We start from the raw sequence: 22,394 nt of genomic DNA on the forward strand, positions 1-22,394 counted from the left end.
ATTCAGGCTGCGGCGCGCTGCAGCCTGTCGCGCACGCCTTCCCACTCGGCGTCGGCCGGTGGCGTTTCGACCCATATCAGCCTCACGCCCTGTGCATCGAAGGCCCGCAGCACGGCGAACAACTGGTGCGCGCTGGCGACCGCGTCGTCGGGCATGCGCCGTTGCACGATGTGCGGCGACGGGCTCCTGAGCACGCTGCGCGACCACACCGCGATGTGGCGCGCATTGGCGCCGAGCACGTCGAGCGCGGTCTGCATGGCGCGTGCGTCCATCATGCGCAGCTTGGCGGCCGGAGCGTAGTGCGATTCGAGCGTGCCCGATGCGCGCGGGTCGGGCGACGCCAGCTCTTCCTTGCTGCGCAGCGGCTGGCCGCAGGCCGCTTCGATTTGCGCACGCGTGATGACGCCGGGCCGCAGCAGCACCGGCGCGCCGCGGCTGCAATCGACGATGGTCGATTCGATACCGACCTCGCACGCGCCGCCGTCGAGCACCAGCAACGCGTCGCCGAACTCCTCGTGCACGTGCTGCGCGGTGGTGGGGCTGACCCGGCCGAACCGATTGGCGCTCGGGCCGGCCAGGCCGGGAACGCCCAACTCGGCGCAGGCGACCAGCAGGGCCTGCGCGACCGGGTGCGCAGGACAGCGCAGACCGATGGTGTCTTGTCCGCCGGCGGCGGCGGCGCCAACGCCGGGCTGCCGCGTGACGACCAGCGTCAGCGGGCCAGGCCAGAAAGCATCGGCGAGTGCTTTGGCGAACGGCGGTAGCGGCTGCGCAAAGCGCGACAGCGATTCTTCGCCCTTGATGCCGGCCGCGATGTGGACGATCAGCGGATGGTCGCTCGGCCGGCCCTTGGCCTTGAAGATACCGGCCACCGCCGCATCGCTGCTCGCGTCGGCGCCCAGCCCGTACACCGTCTCGGTCGGAAAGCCGACCAGCCCGCCGGCTCGCAGCACGAGCGCGGCGTCGTGCAGGGCGTCAGGCGTTTCGCCATCTCGAATCATTGGCAGCCTCTTAGGCAAAGCGAGGGGTGCACGATCACTCCGACAACGGAATCGGCAGGCCCAGCAATGCGGCTGCGAAATCCGCCGTGCCGCGCACTTCGTCGATGTCCGCACCAGTGATGTTCAGGTGCCCCATCTTGCGACCGCGCCGCGCCTCCGTCTTGCCGTAAAGATGCAAATGCACCCCTGACAGCGCCAGCACGTCCGCCCATTCAGGCTCCATCGGCTCGTCGGCCGATGGGCTGCTGCTCTCGTTCCTGAACCACAGATCGCCAAGCAGATTGAGCATGACGGTCGGGCTGTGCTGGCGCGGCTGCGTCAAGGGCAGACCGGCGAGGGTGCGCACCTGCAACTCGAACTGCGACACGTCGCACGCGTCCATCGTGTAGTGACCGCTGTTGTGCGGGCGCGGTGCCATCTCATTGACGACCAGCGCGCCGTCGGCCTGCACGAAAAATTCGACACACAGCACGCCGACGTAGTCGAGCCCGGTGGCGATCGACTTGGTCGCCGCGATGGCACGCGCCGCCAGATCGGCCGGCATGTTGCCTTCATGCACTTCCGTGACGGCAAGGATGCCGTCGCGATGCAGGTTGCGCTGCGCCGGAAAGTTGACGACCTGGCCGTCGTGCCCGCGTGCCACGAGGACCGAGCATTCGAATTCCAGTGGCAATCGTTTTTCGAGAACGCAGGCGACGCTGCCGGTGTCGGCCCAGGCATCGGCGAGCTCGGCGCGAGTCGTCACATGGCGCTGGCCCTTGCCGTCGTAGCCGAGGCGCGCTGTTTTCAGGATGCCGGGCAGCAGATCGTCGGCCACGGCGTCGAGCTGGGCTGCCGACTCGATCACTGCATACGGTGCGCACGGCACGCCGCAGCGGGCGAAGTGCGCCTTCTCGGCGATGCGGTCTTGCGCGATGGCGACAGATGCCGCAGCGGGTGCGACGGGCCTGGCGGCCGCCAGGTGGTCGAGCGACGGTGCGGGCACGTTCTCGAACTCGGTCGTGATGGCGTCGGCAAGACCGGCGAGCCGCGCAAGTCCATCGACATCGATGTAGTCGGTCTGGATGAAGTGGTGGCTGACGCGGCCGGCCGGGCTGGCGGTGTCGGGGTCGAGCACTGCGGTGAAGTAGCCCATGCGCTGCGCCGCGTGCACGAACATTCGGGCCAGCTGGCCACCGCCCAGCACACCCAGCGTGGTGCCGGGCATCAGCGGCAGACCGCGAATCACAGCGCGCTCCCGCCCTGCGGGCCTTGCGTCGCCAGCGCGGTCACGCCAGCGCTTTCGGATCCAGCCGGCGGCAGCGTCATCGCGCTGGCCGCTTCGGTCTGCCGGGCGCGGAAGGCGTCGAGCTTTGCGCGCATCGGCGCATCGTTGACCGCCAGCATCGCCACCGCGAAGAGCGCCGCGTTGGCCGCGCCTGCGTTACCGATGGCGAAGGTCGCGACCGGCACGCCCCTGGGCATCTGCACGATGCTGTAGAGCGAATCCACACCTTGCAGATGCTTACTGGCGACCGGCACGCCGAGGACAGGCACGGTGGTCTTGGCTGCCAGCATGCCGGGCAAATGGGCCGCGCCGCCTGCGCCGGCGATGATCGCAGCGAGCCCCCGGCCGGCAGCGGATTCGGCATACGCGAACAGTTCGTCCGGCATCCGGTGGGCCGACACCACGCGCGCTTCGTAACGGATGCCGAATTGCACGAGAATCTCGACCGCGTTGTGCATCGTCTCCCAATCGGAGCTCGAGCCCATCACCACACCGACCTGAATGGATTCGTTCATGGTTTCAATTTTACGTTTCACCCTTACGTATTCCCGATGATCGACATCACCCTCGAAAACTTTCAGTCCGAACTCGTCGAAGGCTCGACGCCGATCCCGGTGCTGCTCGACATCTGGGCCGAATGGTGCGGCCCGTGCAAGCAGCTCGGCCCGGTGCTCGAAAAGCTCGAAGTCGAATACGCCGGCCGCTTCAGGCTGGCCAAGCTCGATGCCGACGCGGTGCCGCAGATTTCGACGCAGCTGAGCCAGATGTTCGGCGTGCGCAGTATTCCGTTCTGCGTGATGTTTAAGGACGGCCAGCCGGTCGACGGCTTCGTCGGCGCCCTGCCAGCCGAAAAAATCCGCGAGTTTCTCGACAAGCATGTGCCGGCCGCGGCCGAACTCGAAGCCGCCGAAGAAGAAGACGCAGCCTTGCAAGCGATGGCCGAGGGCGATATCGAAGGCGCGCTCGAAAAGCTGGAACACGCGGTCGCGACCGATCCGGCCAACGACGATGCCCGCTTCGACTTCGTCAAGCTTTTGCTGCAGGAGGGCCGCACCGATGAGGCCAAGGTCGCCTTCGCACCCGTTATCGCCAAAACCGCGGCGGTGCGCCGCTTCGACGCGCTGCAGCGCTGGATGTCGGCCATCGATTTCGCGGCGCCACCGGTCGGTGAGCTGCGTCAGGCGGCCGAGTTCGATTCGAAGATCGCCGCCAACAAGCGCGACTTCGAAGCCCGCTTCGGCCGCGCCCAGGTGCTCATGGCCGAGCAGCGCTGGACCGAAGCGATGGACGAGCTGCTCGACATCCTGATGCGTGACAAGACCTGGAGCGAAGAACTCGCCCGCAAGACCTACATCGCCATCCTCGAACTGATCGAGCCGCCGAAGGTGAAGGTTGCCGACGGACAGATTCCACCCGTCGATCCGACGGTGGCGACCTATCGGCGCCGCCTGAGCAGCGTCATCCTGAGCTGACTGCCTGACACCCTGAGCGCGGAACCACTGCCATGCACCTATCGATGATTCGTCTCGCACGCCTTTCCATCGGCACGTTGATGCTTGCAGCCGTTACCGCTTGCGGCAGCGGCATCAGTCTCGACGAGCCGATCGAGGGGCCGTCGTGGCTGCTGGTGCAACTCGGCGATCAACCCGTCGGGGCCGGCGGCGATCCGCGGCGCGATGCACAAATCGAGTTCGACCGAAGCAGCGGCCGGGTGACCGGTTCGGGCGGTTGCAACCGCTTTTCGGGTGGCTTCACACGGACCGGCAGCCATCTGCAGATTTCGCAGTTGGTCGCGACCAAGATGGCATGTCTGGACGGTGCGCGCACTGCCAACGAGATGCAGTTTTTGCAGGTGCTGCAGACAACAGCGAGCTATCGGCTGGTGGGCCCGGGGCGGATGTTGCTGATCGACGCGAGCGGGCAGACGCTCGCGACCTTGGCCGGCGCCTCGGCGCGTTAAGCCGCCAGAGAACCGACACGCAGCGCGCTCGGCGCCGACAGGTCAGCCCGTCAGCCGCTGCAACGCTTCGCGATATTTCGCCGCCGTCTTTTCGATCACTTCGGCCGGCAGGCGCGGTGCCGGCGGCGTCTTGTCCCAGGGCCTGCCGTTGATGCGCGTGGCTTCGAGCCAGTCACGGACGAATTGCTTGTCGTAGCTTGGCGGATTGGTGCCAGCAGCGAACGCGGCCTCGTAGCCTTCGATGGGCCAGTAGCGCGAGCTGTCGGGCGTCAGCACTTCGTCCATCAAGACCAGCGTGCCTGCTTCGTCCAGGCCGAACTCGAACTTGGTGTCTGCAATGATCATTCCCTTGCCGAGTGCGATCGCAGCCGCGGCTTCGTAGATGGCGATGCTGGTTTCGCGAATCTGCTGCGCCATCAACGGGCCGACCACCTCGACCACGCGGTCGTAGCTGATGTTCTCGTCATGCTCGCCGGCAGCAGCCTTGGCGGCCGGCGTGAAGATCGGCCGCGGCAGCTTGCTCGCATTGCGCAAGCCCGATGGCAGGGGCACGCCGCACACCGCCTGGTTCTCCTGGTATTCCTTCCAGCCGCTGCCGGCGAGATAGCCGCGAACAACCGCCTCCACCGGTATCGGCTTCAGCCGCTTGACCAGCATCGAGCGGTCTTTGACCTGTGCCACCTCGTCGGCGGTGACCACGCTTTCGGGCGCCTCGCCGGTCAGGTGGTTCGGGCACAGATGGCCGAGCCGGTCGAACCACCACAGCGCCATCTGCGTGAGGATCACGCCCTTGCCCGGAATCGGCTCGCCCATGATCACGTCGAAGGCCGAAAGCCGGTCGCTCGCCACCATCAGGATGCGGTCGTTGCCCACCGCATAGTTGTCGCGCACCTTGCCGCGCGCGAGCAAAGGCAGGCTCTGGATGGAGGAAGTGTGGACGGTGGTCATGGGCAAATGCGGTGCAAAAACGGGACAGGCGACGCGCCGAAAAATCTGAAGGGAACTGAATTGTGCGCGCAGAAAAAAGCCACCGCGAACGGTGGCTTGCATGCCGGCAGCGCCGAAGCACTGTCGGTCTTGAATCAGCTAACTGCTCAGCTGATGGAGGCGCGGTAAATCGACTCTATCGCAACGTCCAGCGCAGCATTGAAATCAGCATCCGACTGCTGCGCGCTCAGGCCTTCGGTCAGCGCGCGGCTGAAGCTGGCGATGATGCCGGGGTTGCGCATGAGGCGCGCATTGGCTTCGTCACGCTCGTAACCGCCCGACAGCGCCACCACGCGGACCACCTGCGGGTGCGCGACGAGTTCCCTGTAGAAACCGTCGACCGTCGGGATGGTCAACTTGAGCATCACCTTCGTGGCCGAGGGCAATGCATTCAGGCGCTCGATGAAACCCTTCTTGAGCAAAGCTTCAGCCTGTTCCTTGTCGGCCGCGCCGATTGAAACTTCGGGCTCCAGAATCGGCATCAGCCCGGCATTCAGGATCTGCTGGCCGACTGCGAACTGCTGGTCGAGCACGGCGGCGATGCCCTTTTCATTCGCACCATTCACCACCGAACGCATCTTGGTACCGAAGACGCCTTTGCCGGCCGCGCGGGCAAGCAGTGCGTCGAGTTCAGGCATCGGCTTCATGAGCTGCACGCCGTCGGCTTCGTTCGCCAGGCCCTTGTCGACCTTCAAAAACGGCACGACCTGCTTGTGCTTCCAGAGGTACTCGGCCGAGTCGACGCCGTCGATCTGACGGTCCATCGTGGCTTCGAACAGGATGGCGCCGAGCACGCGGCGGCCGTCGAAGGACGGACTGGTGACGATGCGGGTGCGCATCGCATGCACCAGGTCGTACATCTCGGCGTCGCCCTTGTAGGCGCTCTCTTCGATGCCGTACAGCTTCAATGCCTTTGGCGTGCTGCCACCGCTTTGATCGAGTGCGGCGATGAAGCCCTTGCCTTGGCTGACTTTGTCGAGTTGTTCCTGATTCACTGCGTCACTCTCTTGTTCATGCCGTGGCACGGCGGTATTTGGATGGTGAAAGATTGTATCGATGGCCCGTTCCGCGCCTGTCGGCGATGAAGCCGCAACCGCGTGCGGCGAACAAACTCAGTTGCCGCTCGCCGGGCGCGCACCGGCCTTTGCCGAGGCTGCAGAAACCGTCGGCGCTGCCGGCAACCCCACGAACTCCATGATCGGCGGCAACACCGGACCGCCCAGCCATTGCAGCGGCTTGGCCACCGCACCGATCAGCGTGATATGGCTCAGGTCGTTGAACTCCCGCAACTGCACGGGTACGCCGGCGGCACGCAGACGGCTCGCCATTTGCTCTGTGTTCTGCACATAGTCGACCAGCTTGTCTTTGGTCGTGGCGATGAGGAGCGTACGCGGTGCAGCGGCCGAGACGTGCGCCATGGGTTGCGAATCCGGCGGCGTGCCCGGCCAGTTGAAGGCGGCTTTCACCTGTGGGTCGATGGGCGGGAGAAAGTCGAACGGCCCGGCCAGTGCGATCCATCCGGCCAACTGCTTCGGGCTGGCGCCGACATCGGCCAACCAACGGTCATCGAGCGCGACCATCGCCGCGTTGTAACCGCCCGAACTGTGGCCCATCACGTAGACCTGCTTCGGATCAGCTCCCAGCCGATCCGCGTTGTCGAGCGCCCACTTGGTCGCCAGCGCGCTGTCCTGCACAAACACCGGGTATCGAAAGTCCGGCGAAAGGCCATAGTCCGGAATCACCGCCGTCACGCCCCGCGCGGCGAGCGCCTCGCCGACGAACTTGTACATCGCGCGATCACCGCTGCTCCAGGTGCCGCCATAGAAGAAGATTACCAGCGGCCGCGCGGCGTTGGCTGCCATCGCTGAAGCCAGTGGTTTGTAGATATCAAGACGCTGCCGTGCCGCGCCGCCGTAAGCCACGTCTCCTTCGAACCGGTACGTGCTCGTAGGCACCAACCCGTTGACGATCTTGACCGGAGAACATGCCGCCAGCAGGGCGGTGAGCAGGGCAGCGAGCGCGACGCAAGCCAGCGAGCGCAAAGGCAAAAGAGTGAAGTTCATCGGCCTTGTACGCAGAAGAACGCGCACTGGTTTCGGAAGGTACGCGAGCGTGCACATTTCTGCGGCCCAGTCCGGTAGGACGCCCTTCCAGAGACACCGCGGAACTGGCTCCGCCAGGCCGCTGGTGTCGCCCCCGGTCAGGGGGTGGGCGCTGTGACACGCAGTGCACAGCAACCTGGGGGCGAGCAACTCAGCTAGCGATGCAGATTTTCAGCATGTTGGTCCCGCCCGGCGCCCCCATCGGCTCGCCACAGGTGATCGCATACACATCCCCGCTTTGCACGATCCCGCGCTGCTTCAGATGCGCTTCGGCCTGCTCCAGCGCGGTGTCGCGATCGGTCTGCGAATCCATCAGAAGCGGCCGCACGTTGCGGTACAGCGCCAGCTTGCGCTGCGTCGCCAGCCGCGAGGTCAAAGCGTACATCGGGATGTGCGCACGATGGCGACTCATCCAGAGCAAGGTCGAGCCCGACTCGGTCAACGCCACGATGGCCTTGGCGCCCAGGTGATGCGCGGTGAACAGCGCACCCATCGCGATCGACTGGTCGATGCGCGTGTAGTTCTTGCCGCTGAAGTCGGCGTCGAGCTGCAGGTCTTCGGCGGCCTCGGCGGCCTCGCAAATGCGGCTCATCTCCTGCACGGTTTCCAGCGGGTAGCGGCCCGATGCGGTTTCGGCCGACAGCATGACTGCGTCGGTGCCGTCGAGCACCGCGTTGGCCACATCGCTCACCTCGGCGCGCGTCGGCACGGGGTTGGTGATCATCGACTCCATCATCTGCGTGGCGGTGATGACGACCTTGTCCATCTCGCGCGCCATGCGGATCATCTTTTTCTGCAGCGCTGGCACCGCCGCGTTGCCCACCTCGACCGCCAGGTCGCCGCGCGCCACCATGATGCCGTCACTGGCGCGGATGATTTCTTCCAGCTTGGGAATCGCCTCGGCGCGCTCGATCTTGGCGATCATCCCGGGGCGATGGCCGTACTCGGAACCCGCCACGTTGCACAACTGGCGCGCCATTTCCATGTCGGTGGCGTTCTTTGGAAAGCTCACCGCCACGTAGTCGGCCTGGAAGCTCATCGCGGTCTTGATGTCTTCCATGTCCTTGGCCGTCAGCGCGGGTGCGGTCAGCCCGCCGCCCTGTTTGTTGATGCCCTTGTTGTTGGACAGCTCACCGCCCAGCTTGACTGTGGTCATGACCAGTTCGCCCTTGACCGCATCGACCACGAGCACGATCAGCCCATCGTTCAGCAGCAGCCTGTCGCCCGGCTTGACGTCGCGCGGCAGGTCTTTGTAGTCGAGGCCGACGCCGTTGATGTCGCCTGGCTCCGTGCGCGCCGCATCGAGGATGAACTTGGCGCCCGGCTCCAAGAAGACCTTGCCTTCGGCGAACTTGCCGACGCGGATCTTCGGGCCCTGCAGGTCGGCCATGATCGCCACCTCGCGCCCGGTCTTGCGTGCCGCCTCGCGCACCATCGCTGCGCGATTGATGTGGTCCTGCGCCGTGCCATGGCTGAAGTTCAGCCGCACCACGCTGACCTTGTTCAGGATCATTTGCTCCAGTATCTCGGGCGTATTGGACGCCGGGCCGAGCGTGGCGACGATCTTGGTGGCGTGACGGGGAACGCGGGGTGCGGGGGTGTTCATGGGCTTATCTCGTGTTGTCGTTGTTCGTTGTTCGTTGTGCTTCGACGGTCAGCCCGCAGCGCGCTTGGACAGGATCTCGAAAGCCGGCAGCGTCTTGCCCTCCAGCACTTCGAGAAAGGCGCCACCGCCTGTCGAGATGTAGCCGATCTTGTCCTCGATGCCGTACTTTGCGATGGCTGCCAGCGTGTCGCCGCCGCCAGCGATCGAGAACGCTGCGCTCTCGGCGATGGCATGTGCCACCGTCTTCGTGCCATTGGCGAACGCGTCGAACTCGAACACGCCGAGCGGGCCGTTCCAGACGATGGTGCCGGCTTCGCGCAACTGGGCGGCGAGCATCTCGGCTGTCTTCGGCCCGATGTCGAGGATCAGGTCGTCGTCGGCCACGTCGTTCGCAGCCTTGACCGTGGCGGGCGCATCGGCCGCGAAGGTCTTCGCGGTGACCACGTCGACCGGGATCGGCACATCGGCACCGCGCGCGCGCATGGACTCGATCACCGCTTTGGCCTGATCGAGCAGGTCGGGTTCGGCCAGCGACTTGCCGATCTTCAGACCCGACGCCAGCATGAACGTGTTGGCGATGCCGCCGCCCACGATGAGCTGGTCGACGTTGGCCGACAGGCTCTTCAATATGGTGAGTTTGGTGCTGACCTTGGAGCCGGCGACGATCGCGACCAGCGGGCGCTTGGGCTGCGCGAGCGCCTTGGTGATGGCGTCCATCTCGGCCGCCAGCAGCGGGCCGGCCGACGCGACCCTGGCGTATTGCGCAATGCCATAGGTCGTGGCCTCGGCGCGGTGCGCGGTGCCGAAGGCGTCGTTCACGTAGATGTCGCACAGCGCGGCGAGCTTCTTCGCCAGCGCCGGATCGTTCTTCTTCTCGCCCTTGTTGACGCGGCAGTTCTCCAGCAGCACGACCTGGCCCGGCTTGACGTCGACACCGTCGACCCAGTTCGCCACCAGCGGCACTTCGCGGCCGAGCAATTCGGCGAGGCGTTTGGCGACCGGCGCCAGCGAGTCGGCGGGCTTGAACTCGCCTTCGGTCGGCCGGCCCAGATGCGAGGTCACCATGACGGCGGCGCCTGAATCGAGCGCCAGCTGGATGCAGGGCACCGAAGCGCGCACGCGCGTGTCTTCGGTGATGTCGCCGGCATCGTTCTGCGGCACGTTGAGGTCCGCGCGAATGAACACGCGTTGGCCGGCGACCTTGCCGTCGGCACACAAATCGGTAAAGCGGATGACGTTCATGGACCGATTCTAGGAGTCGCCCCTGACGATGTCGGAATTGAGAGTTACCAGCCAAGCCACAGATGCAGCGGCAAATACACCGCCATGCCGACCAGCATGGTGCCGAGCACGCCGTGCTTCCAGAAATAGTAAGCGCCGCCAGCGATCGCGGCGTAGATGCGCGCATCGTGTAGCGTGGTTACGAGGTGCCCTTGCGACATGACGATCTCGGGCGCGATCACCGCCGCCAGCGCAGCGACGGGCGCGTAGTGCAGCGCGCGATGCGCCCAGTCGGGCAGGCCCCACGGCCGGTCGAGAATGAAGAAGAAGCAGCGCGTGACGACCGTGACGCACGCGAGGCCGACGATGATGCCCATCGTGCCGATGTCGGTGCCCAGAAACGAGAAGCCGGCCATCAGGTGTCATCCTCCGCGCTCGGGTCGAGCCCCAACTGCTTCTCCAGCCAGAAGCACAGCAGCACCGCGACGCCGATGCCCACCACGATGTTGAGCTTCAGCGGCAGCGCATAGGCCGCGACGGCGGTGGCGCCAGCAATCAGCGCAGCCAGCACGCGCAGCCGGGTCGTCGCCATCGAACACAGGATGCCGACCAGACTCAGCACGCCGGCGAAGGCCAGGCCCCACGACTGCGGGATCAGTTTGGCGAGAAAGACCCCGATCAGGCTCATGCCCATCCACGATGACCAGGTCATGAAGTAGCCGCCTGCGAGGTACGCCTCCTGGCCGATCTCTTCGGCCGGCGTGGTCGGCGGTGTCGGGTACTTGCGGGTGAACATCACGTAGCTCAGGTCGGCCGTGAGATAGCCGTGCGTCATGCGGCGCCAGCGCGGCAGGTGCATCAGGTAAGGGCGCAGATGCAGGCTGAACACCACGAAGCGCAGGTTGACGCAAAAGCCTGTCGCCAGAATCACCCACGCCGGCGCGCCGGCAGCCAGCAACGGAATGGCCGCGAGTTGCGAACTCCCGGCATAGACCAACAGGGTCATCGCGACCGATTCGATCAGGCTCATGTCGGACTTGACCATGGCCACACCGGTCATCAGGCCCCAGGCGCCGATGCCGAGCGCGAGCGGCGCCATGTTGCGGGCAGCTTCGCGAAACTCTGGCTGCCGACGGATCGATCGCAGAAAGAACATCAGCCGCCGAAAACCCGGCCGGGCTCGATGTCGAAGCCGCGCAGGAAGTCCGCCGCCGGCAGGCGTTTGCCGCCAGCGCGTTGCAGTTCGGTCAGCAATACCGTGCCGTCCGCGGCTGCTACGGCAATGTCGGTGGGTGTTACGGCAATGACGGTGCCGGGCACTGCGCTGACTGTGGCGGTCACTTCATTGGCGTGCGGCGGCTGCACTTGTGCCGCCCATAGCTTGATCGACTCGCCGCCCATCACAGTCGTGGCGCCCGGAAACGGATCGAAGGCACGGATGCGGCGCACGATGGTCGCGGCGGGTTGCGTCCAATCGACCGCAGCCTCGTGCTTTTCGACCTTGTGCGCATAGGTCGTGCCCTCGTCCGGCTGCGGCATCGGGGTCAGCGTACCGGCCTCGGCGCTGCGCAGCACGTCGACGATCAGCCGCCCGCCGAGTTCGGCGAGCCGGTCGTGCAATCGTGCGGTGCTGTCGCCGCCGATGTCGATCGCCTCGACTTGCAGCATGGCGCCGGTGTCGAGGCCGACGTCCATCTGCATGATGGTGATGCCGGTCTGCATGTCGCCTGCTTCGACGGCGCGGTGAATCGGAGCCGCGCCGCGCCAGCGCGGCAGCAAGCTCGCATGAATGTTGAGGCAGCCGAGGCGCGGCACATCGAGCACCCATTGCGGCAGGATCAGCCCGTAGGCGGCGACCACCATTACGTCGGCTTGCGCGGCTTCAAGGGTGGCGCGTGCAGCGAGGGCATCGTCAGGATATTTGCCATCGAGCCGCAAGCTGCGCGGTTGCGCGACGGGCCAGCCGTTCTGTACGGCCAGTTGCTTCACGGCAGACGCCTGCAGCTTCATGCCGCGACCGGCCGGGCGATCGGGCTGCGTCAGCACCAGCGCGATGTCAAACCCCGCCGAAGCGATGGCGTCGAGCGCAATGCGCGCGAACTCGGGCGTGCCCGCGAAGACGATGCGCGGGCTGTTCACCGGGGAAGCCGCTCGAACTCGAGGTCGTCGCCCGTGTGATAACGCGCCACGGCGCCCTGAGGGTCGATGTAGATATAGAGCAGGCGGCGCGTGTTCATCGACTTGTAGTGCCAGCTCCAGACCACGCCATCGAACGACGACACGCGGGTGACTTCGAGCGGCCGTCCGTAGGTACGCAACACATCGGCCTCCCGCCAGACGCCAATGCCCGGTTGAATGTCGCGATCGAACGCGCGGTCATCGAGCACCTGGCGAATCGCGACGACGCGGCCTGCGGCGTCCAGGTCGACATCGTTGACTTCGAAGCCTGCCGGAGCGCGCGAATATTGAAGGCGTTCACCGCCGCCGGGCAGAGGGTAGACAGCAGTGGGCTGGCCGAGGCGTTGCAATGCTTCGCCTCGCGACGTGCCCAGCGGAAGTTGGGTCGGCTCGCTGGCGCAGCTGGCCAGCACCGCGAGCACTGCGCCGAACGACAAAGCCTTCGCCGAAAACCTGTTCCGGAGCAAAAACACTCTCAAGCCTGGGTTTCGCGCAACTCTTCGCGCTGGGCCTTGAGCATCTTGCTCTTGATGCGGTTGCGCTTAAGCGGCGACAGGTATTCGACGAACACCTTGCCAAGCAGATGGTCCAGCTCGTGCTGCACGCAGACCGCCAGCAGGCCTTCGGCTTCGATGGTTCGGAGCTGACCTTCGGCATCGAGCGCCGTAACCTTGACCAAAGTCGAGCGCATCACACCGTCGTAGATGCCAGGGACCGACAGACAGCCCTCTTCATTCAGCACCTTCTCGTCGCTGGCCCAGACGATCTCCGGGTTGATCAGCACGATCGGCTCGTTGCGATGTTCGGAAATGTCGATGACGACCACGCGCTCGTGCACGTCGATTTGCGTCGCCGCCAGGCCGATGCCCTCCGCGTCGTACATCGTCTCCAGCATGTCGGCAACCAGCGCCTTGACGCGTGCATCGACGCCCTGCACCGGTTTTGCAACGGTGTGCAGGCGTTTGTCGGGGAAGCTCAGGATCGTTCTTTTGGCCATGAAAGCGAGAAAAAGTTGTCGCTATTTTCGCCATTTCCGCGACGCGAAGACAGCTTGCGAACTGATAAACGTTGCCCAATCAAGGGCTTCAGCGCAAAATTCATTGCAAATTGTGAGGAAACGTTTGTCCGGCGCGGCACTGTGCGTGTACATCATCAAACCATGAAAAAACTCCGAACCAACGCCCGTTTGCGGCCAACCCTGCTGACGACACTCGTGGCCTCCGCGCTCCTCAGCGCCGGTCTCGGCATTGGAACGGCGGCTTCAGCACAGAATTATCCGATCACGCCCGAGCAACGCGCCGTGGCGCAGCAAACCGCTCAGGCGGGCATTCCGGTCAGCGAACTCGCGCCCAATGCACCGGACGAATACACCATCAAGCCGGGCGACACGCTGTGGGCTATTTCTCGTATGTACCTCAAGAGCCCGTGGCGTTGGCCCGAGCTCTGGGGCATGAACATCACCGAGATCAAGAACCCGCACCGCATCTACCCAGGACAGGTGCTCTATCTCGACAAGACCGGCGGCCGCGCACGCCTCAGCACGCGCCGCGGTTCCGGCATGCCGGACGGCACCATCAAGCTGTCGCCGCGCACCCGCTATGAATCGCTTTCGGGCATGGCGTTGACGACACTCAGCCCGGCGCTGATCGATCCCTTCCTCAGCGAAGCGATCATCATCGACGAGAACACCTTGATCACCGCGCCGCGCATCGTCGCCGGCAACGACGACCGGGTGCTGCTGGCGCGCGGTGACCGCGCCTATGCCCGTGGCGAAATCAACTCGCCGCTGGTCGAGACAAGCGGCCCCATCAAGCAGTTCCGGATTTACCGGAACGCCACGCCGCTGAAAGATCCGGCCACTGGCGAGATCCTCGGCTACGAGGCCGCCTACCTCGGCCGCGCCCGCATGGAGCGCGGCGAATCGACGATCACCCAATTCGAAGAGGGCAAGGAAGTGACCAGCGTGGTGCCGGCCACCATCGACATCGTGGCGGCGCGCGAAGAAATGCGTGCCGGCGACCGGCTGCTGCCCGAACCGACACGCGAAGTACAGAGCTACGTGCCGCGCGCTCCAACGCAAGAAGTCAACGGCCGCATCGTCTCGGTCTACGGCGACGCAGTCACCTTCGCGGCGACCAACCAGATCGTCGCCATCAACAAGGGACTGCGCGACGGCATGGAGAGCGGTCAGGTGCTGGCCATCCTCAAGAACGGCCAGACCATCGTCGACAAGACCAATGGCGCCAAAGAAACGCTCAAGTTGCCTAACGAACGCATCGGCTTGCTGATGGTGTTCCGCGTTTTCAACAAGGCCTCTTACGCGCTCATCCTCGGTTCCAGCGACACGCCCAAGGCCGGCGACATCCTCGTCAATCCGTAAGTCGTAAGTTTGGAACGTGACGAACTCGCCGGCTGGCTGCGGCTTACGCTGACGCCAAGCATCGGCGACACCACAGCTCGCAAGCTGCTGGCCGCCTTCGGCTTGCCACCGCAGGTCTTTGCGCAATCCGAAGCCGCGCTGCAGCAGGTCGTATCGCCAGCACAGGCGGCGGCTCTTCGGCTGACGCCTGCGGCCCTGTCGGCGCTGGTCGACGAAACCTGGGACTGGCTGCAGACGGTCGAGTCGTCAGGTGCCACGCGACGCCTCTTGACGCTGGCCGACCCGGCTTATCCGGCCTCGCTGCTCGACATGGTCGATCCGCCGCAGATGCTCTACGTGATCGGCGCGCCGCAATTCGATCTGACCGCACTCGACCGGGCGCTCGCGATTGTCGGCAGCCGCAATCCAACGCCGCAGGGCGTATTGAATGCGCGCGACTTCGGTCGCGCCTTGGGGGAAGCGGATATCACCGTAGTTTCTGGCTTGGCACTGGGTGTCGACGGCGCTGCGCACGAAGGCGCCTTGGATGCTGCAAAAGGCACCGATCGGTTCGCGACCATTGCGGTGGTCGGCACCGGGCTCGACAGGGTGTACCCCGCGCGCCACCGTGATCTGGCGCATCGCATCACGGCACAAGGATTGATCGTCAGCGAATTCCCGCTCGGCACCCCGCCCCTGAACCAAAACTTTCCGAAGCGCAACCGCATCATCGCGGGCCTGACGCGCGGCACGCTGGTGGTCGAGGCCGCGCTGCGTTCCGGCTCTCTGATCACGGCGCGGTTGGCCGTCGAGCAAGGCAAGGAAGTCTTCGCCATTCCGGGATCGATCCACTCGCCCCAGTCGCGCGGAGGCCATTCGTTGATACGGCAAGGCGCCAAGCTGGTGGAGTCAGTGCAGGACATTCTTGAGGAATTGCGCTTCGATGGCGGTGCGACGTCCGCAGCGTCTTCAGCTTCAGGCGCTACAGCCGGCGGGGATAGCACCGACGACGACGAAACCGAACCGTCCTCTGGACTGTTGCACGACCTCGGCTTCGATCCGGTGAGCCTCGACGCGCTCTGTGCTCGCACCGGCTACAGCGCCGCCGAGTTGCAAGGACGGCTGCTCGAACTGGAACTCGACGGACACGTCGCGCGTCTGCCCGGCGGCCTGTTTCAGCGCATCGCCGTCGGCTGACTTCGATGTGGACTTCGACGTCGCATCGGCACAACGAGTCAGGGTCGATTCGAGCAGGTGGGCTATATTGAGCGCCATGTTCGAAGTGCTTGTATTCGTCTACGAAAACTACTGGCGCGGCGACGCGTGCCCCGAGCCGGAGCAGCTGGGCCGCAAGCTCACTGCACACGGCTTCGAGCCCGACGAAATCCGCGACGCGTTGCAATGGCTCGATGGCCTCACCGTTGCCACGCAGGGCATCCAGCTCACCAGGCATGTCGACGAGACGACCGCCACCGTTGGGTTGCGCGGCACCGGCGAAGCGGCACTGCCGCAGGCGACCGACTCCATGCGTGTTTATTCGGCGACCGAGCAAGACCATCTCGGTGCCGATTGTCTGGGCTTCATCAGCTTCCTTGAAACAGCCAACGTGTTGTCACCGGGCTTGCGCGAGATCGTCGTCGAGCGCGCCATGGCGGCACCGGGCGATCCGGTGGCGCTCGACGAGCTGAAAATCATCGTGTTGATGGTGCACTGGAGCACCGGCATCGAGCCCGATGCGCTGGTGCTCGACGAGCTTTGCGACGGCCGCGAAGACAGGGTCGCGCACTAGCGACCGCGGTCGCCCCGCCCGCTAGTTAAGCAGGCGTTCGGGGTTGGCGTCCAGCTTGGCCAGCGCTTCGCGCGTGGCACGGACGGTCAGGGTTTCTTCTTCTGCCGGCACCAGCAAACCCGCCTGCAAATAAGACGCCAGGCGGCCGGCCTGAATCAGAAAGCTGCGGCCATCGCTCGACGCGAACAGGTGCAGTTGCTTCCGATCGCTGCGCCAGACGAACTGGACCTGGCTCGGGCGGCTGTTGTGGTCCAGCATGAACCAGTTGCCAACCTGCAGTTCGTGCGCCCATGCCAGCATCTCTTCGCCGACCTTCTGGCCGGTATCGGGCACCACTTCGATCGAAGCGGCGTCGACGCCCAACAGCAGCTCGATGCTGGCAGCGTCGATTGGAAACTCTGCCGTGCCTTCGTCGCTGACGAAATCCTCGATGTTGGCCAGCCGCTGGGCCATCGCCTCGATCTTGGCCGGCGCAATGGCCTCGGTCTTGGACATGAAGGCGTCTGACAAGGTCGCACCGATGATCTTGATCTGCGCTTCCTGCGGGTCGCCGATGATGCCGAGCAAGGTCATGCCTTGCCGCAGGCGCTGCAGCAGCTTGGGCAGGTCCTGAATGACGCGGGTGCGGTCGTTGCGGTTGGGCTTGGCGCTGGCCGCCCACACGAGGTCGGATGCCGCGCGCTTCAGCGTCACGGTTTGCTCGTCTTGCGCACCGTACCGCAGCGCGGCGATGGCCAGAACTTCGGCCCAGACCTTGAACAGGAACTCGCGGATCTCGTCGCGCACCGGCATATCGTTGAGCATCTTCCGGAGCTCGATGGTGTACTGGATCGCCATCGTCTCCTTCTGCTCGACCTGCTGCGCAACGCTCATCACGCGCTGCGTCGCATCGCTCTGCGTCAGGTATTTGCCCAGGAAAGCGACGAACTCGTCGAACACCAGCTTGAAGACGCGTTGGCCGGTTTCCGGATACTGCTCGATGACCTGCACCACGCGGCGGATTTCGCCCTCCAGCGCGCTGCCCGAAATGGCGGCGGCATCGAAACCCATCACACACGAACCCATACGGTCGATAAGCATCCGCGCAGGATGCTGCAGGGTGCCGAAGAACTCCGGCTCGGCGATGGCGACGCGCAGCACCGGCATCTGCAGGCGCGCGAACCATACCCGCGCCGAGAACGGGATGCGCTCTTCGGCCAGGATGGCCTGGAACATCAGAGCGACGATTTCCACTGTCGCCTTGTCGGCGGTGGTCGGCGCTTTCTTCTTGAGTTCTGTCGTGCGTCGGCGCAGATCCGCAGCCGTCTGCTGCAGCGCGGTTGCCTCTTCGCCCACCACGTACTGCGACGAGGCCAGTTGGTAGGCGGCCTCGGCATCGGCAATGGCCGCGACGAAGGCCGGCGAAGCCCCGCCCGCGCCACGCGCCATGACGCCGTTCGCGTAGCCACCGCCGGGCGCCCCCGATCCGGCGACATGCTGGATTCCGCTGCTGCTTTCAGGTCCGAGCCGTGCAGAGACGAACCGCTTGAGGTTGAGCAACACGCCCTGAGCGCGCTGACGCGCCATCAACAGCGGCGAGCCGCCCGTTGCAACGACACCTTCGTTGCCGCCGCCTTGCGAATTTCCGGCACCACCGCCCCAGCCCATGCCGACCCCGATGGCAGCGGGCGCAAAGCTGCCGGGCGGGGCGATACCCTGCATTCCCCTCGACGCGCCGCCACCGCCGTACTGCCCGGGACCGGACGACTGCGCGCCGCCGTAGCCGTTCCCCAGCGGCATCGTCCCCGAAGCGGCGTTGCCAGTGCGCTTGACGAAGCTCTTGAGATCGATCTCGGGCATCACGCCCTTGCCGATCAGGAAAGCGTTGGCGTCCTTGTAGGCTTTCACCACCGCCTCAACCAACTTCACCTGGATCGAATCCTGGACCTTGGTCCACATCGCCCGGGTCAGCCCGGCCGCCAGCCACTGCTCGACCAGCAGCTTGGCGAGCGTTTCAGGTTTGAAAACGTCCTTGGCATCGAGTTCGCTGGTGCCCTCGAGATGCTGGATGCGCAGCCGCAGGTCGTTCAGTTCGAAGCTGGCCTTGTCGGCGATGAGTTGGGCGAGTCGCGACGAGAGGATGTTGTTTTCCACCACCTCGTCGCCGATCAGTTCAAGGCGCGACAGCGAATTTTGCGTGGTGCCGCCCGTGCTGGTCCCGAGAACCTTGCGCCAGCTGGCTTGCGACATCGCAACCCAATTCGACGCCTGACCCTGGAACGACAGAAAGTCGTCGCGGTTCTCCTGCATCGCCCGTGCGTTACCGGTTTGCGCAGCCAGTGACGAAAGGCGTTCACGTATGGCGAGCGCCGCGGGGGCAATCACCGTTTCGGTTGCGGCGACGAAACGCTCACGCGTCTCGCGGGCGAGCTGCAGGGAGATAGCGGGAGGTCGCGACGTACTCATGAAAGGTCAGGGCGGCAAAAAAGCAGTTCCACAGTAGCGAGCTTGCATCGGGAAACAATTGCGCACAAGAGTATCCGTTACTCCAATCACTTGCACTACACCGCCGCGCCGGCGTTCGGGTCGTCCGGATCGCCTTCGCGCTTGGTCGGGCCCTTGATCAAGTCCTCGCGCTTGACGCCGAGCCACATTGCGATGGCCGCCGCCACGAAGGCCGATGAGTAGATGCCGAACAGGATGCCGATGGTCAGCGCCAGCGCAAAGTAGTGCAGCGTCGGGCCGCCGAAGAAGAACATCGACAGCACCACGAGCTGCGTCGAACCGTGGGTAATGATGGTTCGGCTGATGGTCGAGGTGATCGCGTTGTCGATGATCTCGACCGTCGACAGCTTGCGGTAGCGCCGGAAGTTCTCGCGAATCCGGTCGAAGATCACCACCGACTCGTTCACTGAATAGCCGAGCACCGCCAGCACTGCCGCCAGCACCGCCAGCGAAAACTCCCACTGAAAGAACGCGAAGAAGCCCAGGATGATGACGACGTCGTGCAGATTGGCGAGCACCGTGGCCAGCGCGAACTTCCACTCGAAGCGAAACGCCAGGTAGATCATGATGCCGACCACCACCATGCCGAGCGCTTTCAGCCCGTTGGTGGTGAGCTCCTCGCCGACCTGCGGGCCGACGAACTCGGTGCCGCGCAGCGTGGCGGTTGCATCGCCCGCCTTCAGCGCGTCGATGACCAAGGCGCTTTGCTGCGTCGCGTTCATGCCCTTTTGTGCCGGCAGCCGGATCTGCACGTCGCGCGACGAGCCGAAAGCCTGAACCTGCACGTCGGGGTAGCCGAGCTTGGCGACGGTTTCGCGCACCTTGCCAATGTCCGCCGACTGTTGGTACGCCACCTCCATCACGGTGCCGCCAGTGAACTCGACGGACAGATGCAGCCCGCGGTGGAGCAGGAAGAACACCGCCAGCGCGAAGGTGACGAAAGAAATGATGTTCAGCACCAGCGCGTGGCGCATGAACGGGATGGTCTTGTGGATGCGGAAGAATTCCATGGCCTGTTCTTCCTTTTATTTGCCCGGGGCCACGGCGGTACCGACATCGGCGTCGGTCTTGGGTCGCCATACGGTGCCGATCGACACCGTCTTGAGCTTCTTCTTGCCGCCGTACCAGAAGTTGACCAGCCCGCGCGAGAAGAAGACAGCCGAGAACATCGAGGTGACGATGCCGATGCAGTGCACCACCGCGAAGCCGCGAATCGGCCCCGAGCCGAAGGCCAGCAACGCGATGCCTGCTATCAGCGTGGTGACGTTCGAATCGAGGATGGTGCCCCAGGCGCGGTCGTAGCCTGCGTGGATGGCGGCTTGCGGCGAGGCACCGTTACGCAGTTCTTCGCGCACCCGTTCGTTGATGAGCACGTTGGAGTCGATGGCGACGCCGATGGCCAGCGCCATGGCAGCGATGCCAGGCAATGTCAGCGTGGCCTGCAGCATCGACAAAATCGCCACCAGCAGCAGCAGATTGACCGCCAGCGCAATCGACGAAAACGCGCCGAACAACGCGTAGTAGATGCACATGAACGCCATGATGGCGATGAAGCCATACATCACGCTGTCGAAACCCTTCTTGATGTTGTCGGCGCCCAGGCTCGGGCCGATGGTCCGCTCCTGAATGATTTCCATCGGCGCAGCGAGCGAGCCGGCGCGCAGCAACAGCGCCAGATCATTGGCTTCGACCACGTTCATCGAGCCCGAAATCTGGAATCGGTTGCCGAGTTCGCCGTTGATCGACGGTGCGGTCAGCACTTCGCCCTTGCCCTTCTCGAAGATCAGCATCGCCATGCGCTTCTTGAAATTTTCGCGGCTGACGTCGCGCATGATCCGGCCGCCCTTGGCGTCCATGGTCAGGTCGACCTTCGGCTGGTTGCTCTGCTGGTCGAAGCCCGGTTGCGCGTCGGTCAGGTTCTCGCCCGTGACGAGCACCTGCTTCTTGACGATGACCGCCCGACCGGTGCGGTCCAGGAATTTCTCGGAACCGAACGGCACCGGGCCGCTGCCGGTTTCGGCAGCGCGCCCTTCGGCGCTCTCGTCGACCAGGCGCATTTCGAGCGTGGCGGTGCGGCCGAGAATGTCCTTGGCCTTGGCCGTGTCCTGCACGCCGGGCAACTGAACCACGATGCGATCGATGCCCTGCTGCTGGATCACCGGTTCGGCCACGCCGAGTTCGTTGATCCGGTTGTGCAGCGTGGTGATGTTCTGCTTGAGCGCGGCGTCCTGCAGCCGGCGCGCGGCCTCGGGCTTGATGACGGCGGTCAGCTTGAAGTTGTCGCCGTCTTGCGTCGCGGTGCCGGTGAGATCGGCGAACTGGTCCTGCACCAGACCGCGTGCCGCTTCGAGACTCGCTGCATCGCGGAAAGTGACTTCGATGGCCTGGCCGTTGCGCGTGACCGCGCTGCCGCGGATGTTCTTGTCGCGCAGCGCGCTTCGAACGTCACTGGCAAAAGTTTCAGCGCGCTTGTCGAGGGCGCCCTTCAGATCGACCTGCAGCATGAAGTCGACGCCGCCACGCAGGTCGAGGCCGAGGTACATCGGATAGGCATGCAGCGCAGCAAGCCACGCCGGCGAACGCGGCACGAGATTGAGCGCCACCGTGTAAGACGGGTCGTTCGCGTCGGGCACCAGCGCGTGCTGAATGACGTCGCGTGCCTTCAACTGGTCGTCCGGCGTCAGGAAACGCACGCGCAACGACGTCGCGTCGAGCGTTTGCATGTCCGGCACGAGATTCGCAGCCTTCAGCGCCTCATCGATGCGCGCCTGCGTGGCGCCGTCGACCTTGGCGGTCGACTTGGCAGCCGACACCTGCACCGCGGGCGCTTCGCCGAAGAAATTGGGCAGGGCGTAAATCAGCCCCACGAGCAGCACGATCACGATGATCGCGTACTTCCAGACCGGATAACGGTTCATCGATTCAACCTTCAAGACGCGTAGCGCGAAGCACCCGCGTTGTCACCGACTTATTACTTGATTGCGCCCTTGGGCAGAACCTGGACGACGGCGCTGCGCTGCACCTGAACTTCGACGCCGGCGGCAATCTCGACGCTCAGGTACGTGTCGCCGATCTTGGTGATCTTGCCGAGGAGACCACCCGTGGTAGCGACTTCATCGCCCTTGGCAAGCGCTTCGATCATGGCGCGAGCTTCTTTCTGGCGCTTCATTTGCGGGCGGATCATGACGAAATACAGCACCACGAACATGAGCACCAGCGGCAGCATGCTGCCCAGCGACGAAAACATGTCGCCGACCCCTGCAGCAGCGGGTGCGGTCTGGGCGAAAGCAGAAGAAATGAACAAGGGGAAGTCTCCAACTGATTAGAACAAGACGGACAGAACGGGAATGCGAGCCGGAATGAAGCTACCGGTCGCTGGCAGGCGGCCAACAGGACCGCATGACACAGCCCGGGGCTGCGCGCAGCACCGAGCATTGTAT

22 protein-coding genes are annotated in these 22,394 nt (G+C 64.7%); 5 read left to right on the forward strand and 17 right to left on the reverse strand.

Annotated features, from left to right (window positions below):
- Positions 1-2 precede the first annotated feature (2 nt).
- From H7F36_RS04560 to purE, 3 genes are read right to left on the reverse strand one after another with little or no spacing between them, the layout of a single operon-like run.
- Positions 3-1,001 carry an L-threonylcarbamoyladenylate synthase gene (locus tag H7F36_RS04560; protein WP_187053562.1) on the reverse strand — a complete coding sequence of 333 codons (999 nt, stop codon included), beginning with the start codon at positions 999-1,001 and terminating at the stop codon, positions 3-5.
- Between the two features lie 34 nt (positions 1,002-1,035).
- Positions 1,036-2,208, reverse strand: coding sequence for a 5-(carboxyamino)imidazole ribonucleotide synthase (locus H7F36_RS04565; protein WP_187054800.1), 1,173 nt, complete (start codon positions 2,206-2,208; stop codon positions 1,036-1,038).
- Positions 2,209-2,225: 17 nt separating this feature from the next.
- A complete protein-coding gene (gene purE, locus H7F36_RS04570; protein ID WP_187053563.1) occupies positions 2,226-2,783 on the reverse strand; it encodes a 5-(carboxyamino)imidazole ribonucleotide mutase in 558 nt (185 codons plus the stop codon).
- 36 nt (positions 2,784-2,819) lie between these two features.
- On the opposite strand from purE, the gene H7F36_RS04575 reads away from it, so the two are divergent.
- Both H7F36_RS04575 and H7F36_RS04580 read left to right on the forward strand, forming a co-directional pair.
- Positions 2,820-3,740, forward strand: a complete 921-nt coding sequence (locus tag H7F36_RS04575; RefSeq protein WP_187053564.1) for a tetratricopeptide repeat protein — start codon at positions 2,820-2,822, stop codon at positions 3,738-3,740.
- Positions 3,741-3,784: 44 nt separating this feature from the next.
- The gene (locus H7F36_RS04580; RefSeq protein WP_261802496.1) at positions 3,785-4,228 is read left to right on the forward strand and encodes an META domain-containing protein; all 444 of its coding nucleotides are present in this window, start codon (positions 3,785-3,787) and stop codon (positions 4,226-4,228) included.
- A 42-nt stretch (positions 4,229-4,270) separates the two neighbouring features.
- On the opposite strand, the gene H7F36_RS04585 is transcribed toward H7F36_RS04580, so the two are convergent.
- From H7F36_RS04585 to def, 10 genes are all read right to left on the reverse strand, one after another.
- Positions 4,271-5,176 carry a phosphoribosylaminoimidazolesuccinocarboxamide synthase gene (locus tag H7F36_RS04585; RefSeq protein ID WP_187053566.1) on the reverse strand — a complete coding sequence of 302 codons (906 nt, stop codon included), beginning with the start codon at positions 5,174-5,176 and terminating at the stop codon, positions 4,271-4,273.
- 146 nt (positions 5,177-5,322) lie between these two features.
- Positions 5,323-6,210: a fructose bisphosphate aldolase gene (locus H7F36_RS04590; RefSeq protein ID WP_187053567.1), complete on the reverse strand. Its 888-nt coding sequence runs from the start codon at positions 6,208-6,210 to the stop codon at positions 5,323-5,325.
- Between the two features lie 117 nt (positions 6,211-6,327).
- Positions 6,328-7,278, reverse strand: a complete 951-nt coding sequence (locus tag H7F36_RS04595) for an alpha/beta hydrolase (protein WP_187053568.1) — start codon at positions 7,276-7,278, stop codon at positions 6,328-6,330.
- Between the two features lie 190 nt (positions 7,279-7,468).
- Positions 7,469-8,923, reverse strand: coding sequence for a pyruvate kinase (gene pyk, locus H7F36_RS04600; protein WP_187053569.1), 1,455 nt, complete (start codon positions 8,921-8,923; stop codon positions 7,469-7,471).
- 48 nt (positions 8,924-8,971) lie between these two features.
- The gene (locus H7F36_RS04605) at positions 8,972-10,165 is read right to left on the reverse strand and encodes a phosphoglycerate kinase (protein WP_187053570.1); all 1,194 of its coding nucleotides are present in this window, start codon (positions 10,163-10,165) and stop codon (positions 8,972-8,974) included.
- A 44-nt stretch (positions 10,166-10,209) separates the two neighbouring features.
- Positions 10,210-10,560: an AzlD domain-containing protein gene (locus tag H7F36_RS04610; RefSeq protein WP_187053571.1), complete on the reverse strand. Its 351-nt coding sequence runs from the start codon at positions 10,558-10,560 to the stop codon at positions 10,210-10,212.
- Positions 10,560-11,300 (reverse strand): AzlC family ABC transporter permease, encoded by a 741-nt coding sequence (locus H7F36_RS04615; RefSeq protein WP_187053572.1) that lies wholly within the window; start codon positions 11,298-11,300, stop codon positions 10,560-10,562. The genes H7F36_RS04610 and H7F36_RS04615 overlap by 1 nt, the downstream gene beginning before the upstream one ends.
- Entirely contained in the window at positions 11,300-12,283 is a 984-nt protein-coding gene (gene fmt, locus H7F36_RS04620; protein WP_187053573.1) for a methionyl-tRNA formyltransferase, read from the reverse strand. The genes H7F36_RS04615 and fmt overlap by 1 nt, the downstream gene beginning before the upstream one ends.
- On the reverse strand, positions 12,280-12,759 hold the full coding sequence (locus tag H7F36_RS04625) for a hypothetical protein (RefSeq protein ID WP_187053574.1): 480 nt from the start codon (positions 12,757-12,759) through the stop codon (positions 12,280-12,282). Before H7F36_RS04625 ends, fmt begins: the two co-directional genes overlap by 4 nt.
- Positions 12,760-12,797: 38 nt before the next feature.
- The gene (def, locus tag H7F36_RS04630) at positions 12,798-13,319 is read right to left on the reverse strand and encodes a peptide deformylase (RefSeq protein WP_187053575.1); all 522 of its coding nucleotides are present in this window, start codon (positions 13,317-13,319) and stop codon (positions 12,798-12,800) included.
- A 162-nt stretch (positions 13,320-13,481) separates the two neighbouring features.
- Between def and H7F36_RS04635 the strand changes: the two genes are divergently transcribed.
- From H7F36_RS04635 to H7F36_RS04645, 3 genes are all read left to right on the forward strand, one after another.
- Positions 13,482-14,702 carry a LysM peptidoglycan-binding domain-containing protein gene (locus H7F36_RS04635; protein WP_187053576.1) on the forward strand — a complete coding sequence of 407 codons (1,221 nt, stop codon included), beginning with the start codon at positions 13,482-13,484 and terminating at the stop codon, positions 14,700-14,702.
- A 9-nt stretch (positions 14,703-14,711) separates the two neighbouring features.
- A complete protein-coding gene (gene dprA / locus H7F36_RS04640; protein ID WP_187053577.1) occupies positions 14,712-15,878 on the forward strand; it encodes a DNA-processing protein DprA in 1,167 nt (388 codons plus the stop codon).
- Positions 15,879-15,954: 76 nt separating this feature from the next.
- On the forward strand, positions 15,955-16,470 hold the full coding sequence (locus H7F36_RS04645) for a DUF494 family protein (protein ID WP_187053578.1): 516 nt from the start codon (positions 15,955-15,957) through the stop codon (positions 16,468-16,470).
- Positions 16,471-16,491: 21 nt separating this feature from the next.
- Here H7F36_RS04645 and H7F36_RS04650 read toward each other — a convergent pair whose 3' ends face one another.
- The 4 genes from H7F36_RS04650 to yajC form a co-directional block, all read right to left on the reverse strand.
- Positions 16,492-18,915 (reverse strand): DUF1631 family protein, encoded by a 2,424-nt coding sequence (locus tag H7F36_RS04650; RefSeq protein WP_187053579.1) that lies wholly within the window; start codon positions 18,913-18,915, stop codon positions 16,492-16,494.
- Positions 18,916-19,010: 95 nt separating this feature from the next.
- Complete coding sequence (gene secF, locus H7F36_RS04655) at positions 19,011-19,964, reverse strand: protein translocase subunit SecF (protein WP_187053580.1); 954 nt, start codon at positions 19,962-19,964, stop codon at positions 19,011-19,013.
- Between the two features lie 15 nt (positions 19,965-19,979).
- Positions 19,980-21,872: a protein translocase subunit SecD gene (gene secD / locus H7F36_RS04660; RefSeq protein ID WP_187053581.1), complete on the reverse strand. Its 1,893-nt coding sequence runs from the start codon at positions 21,870-21,872 to the stop codon at positions 19,980-19,982.
- 53 nt (positions 21,873-21,925) lie between these two features.
- A complete protein-coding gene (gene yajC, locus H7F36_RS04665; protein WP_187053582.1) occupies positions 21,926-22,258 on the reverse strand; it encodes a preprotein translocase subunit YajC in 333 nt (110 codons plus the stop codon).
- Positions 22,259-22,394 lie beyond the last annotated feature (136 nt).

Origin of the sequence: Variovorax sp. PAMC28562 (assembly GCF_014303735.1) — a bacterium.
GTDB lineage: Bacteria > Pseudomonadota > Gammaproteobacteria > Burkholderiales > Burkholderiaceae_C > Variovorax.

Excerpts from the sequence above, each read along its gene's own strand:
- H7F36_RS04615 (WP_187053572.1), bottom strand. The coding sequence starts at position 11,300 with ATGTTCTTTCTGCGATCGATCCGTCGGCAGCCAGAGTTTCGCGAAGCT.
- H7F36_RS04575 (WP_187053564.1), top strand. The coding sequence starts at position 2,820 with ATGATCGACATCACCCTCGAAAACTTTCAGTCCGAACTCGTCGAAGGC.
- H7F36_RS04595 (WP_187053568.1), bottom strand. The coding sequence starts at position 7,278 with ATGAACTTCACTCTTTTGCCTTTGCGCTCGCTGGCTTGCGTCGCGCTC.
- secF (WP_187053580.1), bottom strand. The coding sequence starts at position 19,964 with ATGGAATTCTTCCGCATCCACAAGACCATCCCGTTCATGCGCCACGCG.
- H7F36_RS04650 (WP_187053579.1), bottom strand. The coding sequence starts at position 18,915 with ATGAGTACGTCGCGACCTCCCGCTATCTCCCTGCAGCTCGCCCGCGAG.
- def (WP_187053575.1), bottom strand. The coding sequence starts at position 13,319 with ATGGCCAAAAGAACGATCCTGAGCTTCCCCGACAAACGCCTGCACACC.
- purE (WP_187053563.1), bottom strand. The coding sequence starts at position 2,783 with ATGAACGAATCCATTCAGGTCGGTGTGGTGATGGGCTCGAGCTCCGAT.
- H7F36_RS04585 (WP_187053566.1), bottom strand. The coding sequence starts at position 5,176 with ATGACCACCGTCCACACTTCCTCCATCCAGAGCCTGCCTTTGCTCGCG.
- H7F36_RS04565 (WP_187054800.1), bottom strand. The coding sequence starts at position 2,208 with ATGCCCGGCACCACGCTGGGTGTGCTGGGCGGTGGCCAGCTGGCCCGA.
- H7F36_RS04580 (WP_261802496.1), top strand. The coding sequence starts at position 3,785 with ATGATTCGTCTCGCACGCCTTTCCATCGGCACGTTGATGCTTGCAGCC.
- secD (WP_187053581.1), bottom strand. The coding sequence starts at position 21,872 with ATGAACCGTTATCCGGTCTGGAAGTACGCGATCATCGTGATCGTGCTG.
- H7F36_RS04605 (WP_187053570.1), bottom strand. The coding sequence starts at position 10,165 with ATGAACGTCATCCGCTTTACCGATTTGTGTGCCGACGGCAAGGTCGCC.
- H7F36_RS04645 (WP_187053578.1), top strand. The coding sequence starts at position 15,955 with ATGTTCGAAGTGCTTGTATTCGTCTACGAAAACTACTGGCGCGGCGAC.
- H7F36_RS04560 (WP_187053562.1), bottom strand. The coding sequence starts at position 1,001 with ATGATTCGAGATGGCGAAACGCCTGACGCCCTGCACGACGCCGCGCTC.
- H7F36_RS04635 (WP_187053576.1), top strand. The coding sequence starts at position 13,482 with ATGAAAAAACTCCGAACCAACGCCCGTTTGCGGCCAACCCTGCTGACG.
- pyk (WP_187053569.1), bottom strand. The coding sequence starts at position 8,923 with ATGAACACCCCCGCACCCCGCGTTCCCCGTCACGCCACCAAGATCGTC.
- H7F36_RS04610 (WP_187053571.1), bottom strand. The coding sequence starts at position 10,560 with ATGGCCGGCTTCTCGTTTCTGGGCACCGACATCGGCACGATGGGCATC.